This window comes from Saccharicrinis sp. GN24d3, from assembly GCF_052400645.1.
GTDB lineage: Bacteria > Bacteroidota > Bacteroidia > Bacteroidales > Marinilabiliaceae > Saccharicrinis.
Genome location: NZ_JBQTGI010000056.1, coordinates 1 through 7996, shown reverse-complemented (window position 1 = coordinate 7996; position 7996 = coordinate 1). Strand labels below are relative to the sequence as shown.

The window sequence follows — 7996 nt, the reverse complement described above, 5'->3', positions numbered from 1 at the left end:
CAATTGAAAGCAGCTGAATTCAAGAATATTCAGGCAAGCATAAGAAGACCTTATTGAGAAATAACAACCGCTAACAATCTGGAATAAATCATGCGGAGTTAGTGATTATTTGGTAGTTTAGTCGGGAGTTTTAACACCGCCAAACCTTTGATTTGGCATTAAAATGAAAAGTTAATAACAAATAAAAGCTTTGGCTCTGTGGAGTTTGGAAGGTTTGGTTCGTTTAATCTCCGCACGCTTCATCCAGGTCAACGTTAGCGTTCATGTTAAAGAATACCATGTGACTTATAAAAATTTCAAAAAAAACAATGGAAGTAATTTTAATAAGTAGTATATTTTTGTCCTTCTTTATTGTCTTTTTACTTCTAACTAAGAAGCAAAAAGTTTTAACTGACAGGATTTTAGTAATATGGTTTGTAATTATTGGGATTCATCTACTAGGATTTTATTTCAATCAAAAAGGCTACTGGGAAATATTTCCGCATTTGGTAGGTATAACTGCTCCTATGCCATTGCTGCACGGTCCAATGCTTTTTTTATACACCCTCTATTCCTTGCGTAATGACCGCAAAATAAGAGCCATAGATTATTTGCATTTAATTCCGGCATTAGCTTCATATTTATATATGTTGCCCTTTTTTTTCTTTTACTCCGTTGAAGAAAAACGAATGGTGGACAATGGGAAAATACAGGATTACTCTGTTTTTTCTATTGTATTGCTGGTTGCAATTTTAATTTCTGGACTAATCTATTCCATTCTTTCTTATCGATTAACCACAAAGCATCAAAACAAAATCGACAACTATTTTTCTTACAGCGAAGGGATTAATATTAAATGGCTACGTAATTGTATTTTGAGTATTGGATTGGTATTTTTTTCCGCAACAATAATTTACATTTTGCGCGATGCTTTAGGGATTCAGTTTCCATTTAATGTTGAATACATTATATATCTTATAATTATTGGTTTTGTTTTCTATATTGGTTATTTTGGGATAAAACAGGAAAACATATTTACGAATAATCCTACAATAAAAAGCGCTGTTGAAGGAGTAAGCGAATCATCAAAAAAATATAAAAATTCAGGTTTGAAAAGCGAAGATATTACAGAACTCTATAAAAACTTGCTAAAAACTATGGTCGATGATAAACCTTACCTTGACTCCAAATTAAGTTTATCCGAATTGGCTCAAATACTCAAAATTTCGCCAAATCAACTTTCCCAAATAATCAATCAGGAGGCTAAAGTAAATTTTCATGATTTTGTAAATAACTATAGGGTTGAAGAATTTATACAGAAAGCCAGCGAAAACAAAAATTTTAGTTTGCTTGCCTTGGCACTCGATTCAGGATTCAATTCCAAATCGTCTTTTAATACTATTTTTAAAAAACAAAAAGGAATAACACCTTCCCAATACTTATCGAAACAAGTACAAAAAGATTTGAAAACATAATTTTCACCTTCTTTTTTCAAAAAATATCAAAACTCTTAATCGGTTAATAATCTGATTGGTAATAGTTCAAACTTGTAGGTTTGTACTCCTTCTTAGTCCATACCTGTAAGTTTGAGCGATTGCCCTTTGTATTTGATTTTACTTTGCTCAAAAAAAGTTTAACTCAAAAAAGTATTAGCCATGAATACAATTAAACAAGAAAATCAAATCATCAAGAAGTACAAAAGTCCGTTTATCTTTTATTTTTTATCAATTGCCATACCTTGGGCCTTATGGTTTTTGAGTGGCTGGTTTAGTTATAAAACACCATACACACGTACGCTGGAGTGGGCAACTGGCATAAGCAGTTTTGCAGGTTTACTTACGCCGTTAGTTATTGCGCTATGTTTTATGTTGCCCATCAAAGAACTCAGGAAAGATTTTTTAAGTCGTTTTTTCAACTTCAAAAGCATAAAGCGCGAATACATTCTAATTGCGTTTTTTCTGATGTTGCTCAGTATTCTGGCCGCTCAGACCATTTCACTGTTTTTTGGATATAGCACCAGCCAGTTTGAATTGAGAGGTGCCTTTACTTTTACATCGGCGCTTTTCCCGGTTTGGTTTTTGCTGATTGCAGCCCCAATGCTCGAAGAACTGGCATGGCACTCGTATGGAACCGACGCTTTGGTCTCGCGGTTTAATTTGTTTAATGCCTCCATGATATTTGCCGTTTATTGGGCTTTCTGGCATTTCCCATTATCGTTTATTAATGGTTATTACCATAGCAATCTGGTAGAATCGGGAACGCTTTATTCGCTCAATTTTGTAGTTAGTATGATTCCTTTTGTTCTTATTATGAACTGGCTTTATTACAAAACCAACCGGAATATCCTGTTGCCTGTGGTATTTCATATTACTGCCGGATTTTTCAACGAGATTTTTGCTACTCACCCCATGAGTAAGGTTATTCAAACCGGGTTGCTCCTAATTGTATCTTTGTATTTGGTAATTACCGATAAAGAAATGTTTTTCAAACGCATATAAAATTCATTCAAAAAATAATTATTATGAAACTCATATTTTCTACTATAATCATATTGCACGGGGCCATTCATTTATTGGGCTTTTTAAAAGCATTTGAGATTTCATATTTGCCCCAGTTTTCATGTAACTTTTCAAAATTATCAGGTATGTTTTGGTTGCTTGCAACGATACTTTTATTTATCTCGGGAATTGGTTTTATAAAAAAGGAAAATTGGTGGAGCTGGCTGGCCATAGTCGCAGTCGTCATTTCAACCGTTTTAATAATTACAGTTTGGAAGGATGCCAAATTTGGAATGATTGCCAATTTAATCATTCTGATTGTTGCAGTCGTTTCAATGCAAACGGACCGATTTAACAATAAAACAGAAACTGAAGTTGCTCAGATTCTGGAACACACCAAAACAATCAACATAACAAAGGTTAGCGAAGCGGAAATTTCAGGCTTGCCGGAACCTGTTAAACGTTGGTTGGAAGTTTCGGGAGTTGTGGGCAAGGAAAAAATCCATGCTGTTTGGCTGAAACAAAAAGCCAAAATGAAAATGAAACCCGAACAGGAAAACTGGAACGATGCCACTGCCGAACAATATTTTACAGTTCAAAATCCGGCCTTTGTTTGGAAAGTTAAAATGAAAATATCGCCCTTTATCAAAATCGCTGGTCGCGATAAGTTTATTAACGGAAAAGGGGAAATGCAAATAAAAATGTTTTCGCTGTTGAATATCGTAAACGAAAAAGGAACCAAAATGGACGAAGGAACACTGCAACGCTATTTGGGCGAAATAGTCTGGTTTCCATCGGCTGCATTAAGCCCGTTTATTACCTGGGAAGCAATAGATTCCCACTCGGCAAAAGCAACAATAGATTACAAAGGAACAAAGGGGGCAGGAACTTTTCATTTTAACGAAAACGGCGACTTTATCCGGTACAGTGCCCTACGCTACAAAGGCAACGAGCCGGATGCAGAGCGCGTTGAATGGGTAATAGATGTAAAGGAACATGCTGTAATGAATGGCATAAAAATTCCAGTAAAGATGACCGCCACATGGAAACTCGATGAAGGCGACTGGACCTGGTTGGATTTGGAAATTACTGATATCCGGTACAACTCAACTTTTCGGCAGACCCCATTATTGAAGCAGCAACGTGGTTAGCAATGAATGTTATTTTAATGAGTCCTGCTGCATTTTACAATCAATAAAATTGAGTTTTAATCAGGAATAATATATTTTTTGTTTACTTGCATCTGTTCATATCTTTTTTATTTTTAAGAAAACATTTCATATGCGAAATCAAATTTTAATGGTGCTGTTATTTTTAAGCTTTTTGTGTTCTGTTTCTTGTCATCCAACCGAAAAGAACAACACATTAATAGATGGGGAATTATTTGTTGAAGTACCAGAATCAAAGTTATACATTAGGATGAGAGGTAATCCGGAGAAACCATTAATAATTAACCTGCACGGAGGCCCCGGCGGTTATTCCGGCATCGACATAAAGCTAATGGGGCCGGCATTGGAAGACAATTTCCTGATTGCCTACCTCGACCAACGCGGATGTGGAAAATCTCCGGCTTGTGATGATATTTCGATGTTAACTATCAGTCAATATGTAGAGGATTTGGATATTGTCATCGACAGTCTGCGAAATCGTTACGATAAAAAGAAGGTGGCATTAATGGGAACTTCGTGGGGAGGAATGTATGGTTTCCTCTATTTACTGAAAAACAGTAAAAAAGTAAATGCTTATGCCTGTATTGATGGGAAAGTTAATAGTAAATATCAAAACGATTTTTTGCTTGATTTTCAGGTCAAAAAAGTGAACGATTTGTTGCAAGGGCAAATTTCCGAAGAACGTAAAACTGAACTGGAAGAAATTGCCCAGGAATTAAAAAGAATAAAACAACGTAATTATGACAACTTCTATGAGGATGTGAATTGGATGCTACACGAAGTTTCACCAAAATTAGGATTTAATGCCTATTTCGCCGATACCTCAAAAATAATTTCGATGGATGCCGTATTGAACGACACTTCTTTACTACAATTAATGAACTACTCAAAAGAAGAATATTTAAAAATTGGTGAAAAGGCGGAATTTGTAAACCAGGCATTTCTCGATGGGCCCGAATACAACGACATAAACATCGAAAACGAATTAGCAACCCTAAAAACGCCGTGTGCTGTAATTCAAGGGGAATTCGATTATGTGGTTGGTCTTGGGCATGCCGAATTAATTTACAATGCACTTTCCGGCTTATCCGATGAGAATAAAGAACTGCATATTTTGCCCAATACAGGTCATTGCCCGGCAATAGAATGCCCAGAATCGCTGGCTGATATTTTGATTAAATTTTTCGAAAAGCATACCCTTTAATTTATAAAACCATATTATGAAAGTTGATTTTAGTAAAATGAAAACCTTTAAAATTTTATTGATTGCATTCGCAACAGGGCTTGCAATTATAACCTTCTCATGCCAGGAAAAGTCTTTAGTGAAAAATATAGACCAGGAGATAATGATAAATGTTCCTGAATCAGAACTTTATGTTCGGGTACGTGGAAATGCAGAAAAACCATTAATTATTAATTTACACGGAGGCCCGGGAGGCTATTCCGGCATCGATATCAAACTCATGGGACCGGGGTTGGAAGACAAATTTATGGTCGCATACCTCGACCAGCGCGGATGTGGCAAATCGTCGGCATGTTCTGATACAGCGCGGCTAAATGTTGAACAATACATTCAGGATTTGGATATTGTGATTGACAGTTTAATGAATAGATACAATAAAAAAAAGGTAAATCTTATGGGAAGTTCCTGGGGAGGAATGTATGGTTTTCTGTATATGTTATCGCATCAGGGAAAAATTAATTCGTATGCATGTATCGAGGGCAAGGCAAACAGTAACTATCAAAACCATTCGTTAATAGATTTTGAAATTAAAAAAGCAAATGAATTATTGCAAACAGATATTTCTGATTCAAGAAAAAGTGAGCTTAAATTTATTGTGAGTGAACTGAAGCGTATTAAAAGAAGCAATTTTGAACACTTTCACATCGATGTGAATTGGATGAAACACGAGGTACCACCAAAGCTCGGGTTTAATGCTTATTTTGCCGATACCTCAAAAATTATTTCATTTAAAGATGTTTTGCAGGATACGGCCTTAATGAAGTTAATGAAATATTCCGAAGATGAATATGCACAGGTTGGAAAAAAGCAGAAATAGTGAACCGGGCCTTTCGTAATAATGCTGACTATAATAACATTAATATAGAACCGGAACTCGCGAAAATTAAAACACCAACATTGGTTATTCAGGGCGACCAGGATTATGTTGTAGGACTTGGGCATGCAGAGTTAATTTACAATGCACTTACAGCTTTAACTGCTAAAACAAAAGAATTGCATATTATACCAGAAACCGGTCACTGTCCTGCCATTGAAGAACCTGAAAAATTAGCTGCGATTTTGAATGAGTTTTTTGTAAAGCACAATTCAAAGTAATTATGGCTTATTTTAAATTCGAAAATAAGGCGGTTTTTTATGAAGAAATTGGGAGTGGTTACCCCCTTCTGTTGTTACACGGCAATACTGCATCATCGAAGTTGTTTAGTTCAATATTGGAAATGTATTCAACAGATTTTAAACTCATATTAATTGACTTTCCGGGACATGGAAAGTCGGAAAGAGTACTGAAATTTGAGCATGATTTCTGGTATTATAATTCGAACGTTTGTCATGCATTACTCAAACATTTAAAAATTGACAAACTTTCGGTAATTGGAACAAGTGGAGGAGCCCTGGTTGGCATTAATTTAGCTTTGGAGCACCCGGAAAAAATTAACTATTTAATTGCTGATAGTTTTATGGGAGAATACCCTCTAAACTCTTATGAAACAGATTTAAAAGAAAATAGACAAAAGAGTAAAACAAACAGATTTGCCAAAGAATTTTGGACTTTTTATCATGGAGTTGATTGGGAAAATGTGATTGATTTAGATACAGAAATGTTTCTAAATTTTAGCCAAGCAAACAGTTCGTTTTTTCACCAATCAATCTCAGAATTATCGGTTCCAACCACTTTGACAGGAAGTAAACAAGATGAACTTTGTAATAACCTGGACAAAATATATAACGACTTAAAAATGAAAAATAACAGATTGGAAGTTCACATGTTTGAAACCGGAAATCATCCCGCGATGTTATCAAACAAGGATGAGTTTTATTCCTTAGTAAGGAAAAAATTGAAAAAAGTTACATAAGTTGAATTAACTTTCAATTCATTCTTTGAAAACAATACAACAAATAATAATTAATAGACGATTTACGATACATCAAAATAAAAAATTTCGATGAATAAAATTATATATCTCATTATCACAACTTTAATCTTTTACGCTTGTAGCAACAATCAAAAAGGAAAACTGTTATTTGTGGAATCAAACCCGAAAAATGGTTTTAATTACCCCTATTTTTTGTTCATCCCTGATAATATTTCAACCGAAGAAGAAACTTTTATAATTGTAGAACCAAATAATTCAGGTTTTGCCGATGACGATTTTAAAAAGCATATCGAAAAAGCAGAACGAACTGCGACCAAAGATTTCTATTTAGGAAATTATGTAGCACAAAAACTCAACTACCCGCTTCTGGTTCCTACTTTTCCACGGTCCAAAACCGATTGGAAAATATATACCCATGCTTTAGACCGCGATTTAATGCGTCAAAAACATAATCAACTGGAAAGAATTGATTTGCAGCTGCTGGAAATGTTTAACGATGCAAAATCAAGACTTAACGAGCTGGATGTTAATACAAGCAACCAATTTTTAATGACTGGATTCTCCGCTTCAGGAACTTTTGCGAATCGCTTTGCGTTGTTGCATCCGAATAAAGTTAAGGCAGTGGCAGCAGGAGGTTTAAATGGATTGTTGGCTTTGCCTTTAGATAGTATCGAAGACAAACCACTAGATTACCCGCTAGGCACAAATGACTTTACTGTGCTTTTTAATCAGGAATTTCAGAAGTCTGAATTCATTAATACACCCCAGTTCTATCTTATGGGAGCGTTGGATGAAAATGATGCCGTTCCTTACGATGATGCTTTTGACCCGAATGAAAGAGAATTAATTTATGAATTATTGGGCAAAGAAATGCTACCTCTAAGATGGGAAAATTGCAAAAAAACTTATACAGATAATGGTGTAAATGTAATATTTAAGACTTTTAAAAACATTGGGCATGAATTGCCCGATAGTACTAAAAAAGAAATAGTTGATTTTTTTGAAAAATATTTAAATTAGAAGTTGAAAAGAAAACACGAAACGCTAACATTTTGTATAAGTAATGGCAGGCAAAGTAGCTAATATCAAGGTTTGCAGCCCGCTCAAACTGCACTACGGTTTGACAGGAAATTACCACGCAATCTGCCACTACTCATACAATTTACCGTCAGACTGTCTAAAAACTAAAAAGGTGTTGACATAAAGTTCATAAGTATGGTGTAGTTTTTTTTA

At 35.0% G+C, this 7996-nt stretch carries 8 protein-coding genes; all 8 read left to right on the top strand.

From position 1 onward, the window contains the following. Positions 1-308 precede the first annotated feature (308 nt). Complete coding sequence (locus ACT29I_RS25415) at positions 309-1454, top strand: helix-turn-helix domain-containing protein (RefSeq protein WP_444794826.1); 1146 nt, start codon at positions 309-311, stop codon at positions 1452-1454. 180 nt (positions 1455-1634) lie between these two features. Next, complete coding sequence (locus ACT29I_RS25410) at positions 1635-2477, top strand: CPBP family intramembrane glutamic endopeptidase (RefSeq protein ID WP_444794825.1); 843 nt, start codon at positions 1635-1637, stop codon at positions 2475-2477. Between the two features lie 23 nt (positions 2478-2500). Beyond that, positions 2501-3628, top strand: a complete 1128-nt coding sequence (locus ACT29I_RS25405; RefSeq protein WP_444794824.1) for a DUF6544 family protein — start codon at positions 2501-2503, stop codon at positions 3626-3628. Positions 3629-3758: 130 nt separating this feature from the next. Continuing rightward, a complete protein-coding gene (locus tag ACT29I_RS25400; protein WP_444794823.1) occupies positions 3759-4850 on the top strand; it encodes an alpha/beta fold hydrolase in 1092 nt (363 codons plus the stop codon). Positions 4851-4866: 16 nt separating this feature from the next. After that, positions 4867-5706: an alpha/beta fold hydrolase gene (locus ACT29I_RS25395; protein WP_444794822.1), complete on the top strand. Its 840-nt coding sequence runs from the start codon at positions 4867-4869 to the stop codon at positions 5704-5706. Next, positions 5706-5984: an alpha/beta fold hydrolase gene (locus tag ACT29I_RS25390; protein WP_444794821.1), complete on the top strand. Its 279-nt coding sequence runs from the start codon at positions 5706-5708 to the stop codon at positions 5982-5984. Before ACT29I_RS25395 ends, ACT29I_RS25390 begins: the two co-directional genes overlap by 1 nt. A 2-nt stretch (positions 5985-5986) precedes the next feature. Then, positions 5987-6742: an alpha/beta fold hydrolase gene (locus ACT29I_RS25385; RefSeq protein ID WP_444794820.1), complete on the top strand. Its 756-nt coding sequence runs from the start codon at positions 5987-5989 to the stop codon at positions 6740-6742. A 90-nt stretch (positions 6743-6832) separates the two neighbouring features. Beyond that, the gene (locus ACT29I_RS25380) at positions 6833-7783 is read left to right on the top strand and encodes an alpha/beta hydrolase family protein (RefSeq protein ID WP_444794819.1); all 951 of its coding nucleotides are present in this window, start codon (positions 6833-6835) and stop codon (positions 7781-7783) included. Positions 7784-7996: the final 213 nt, after the last annotated feature.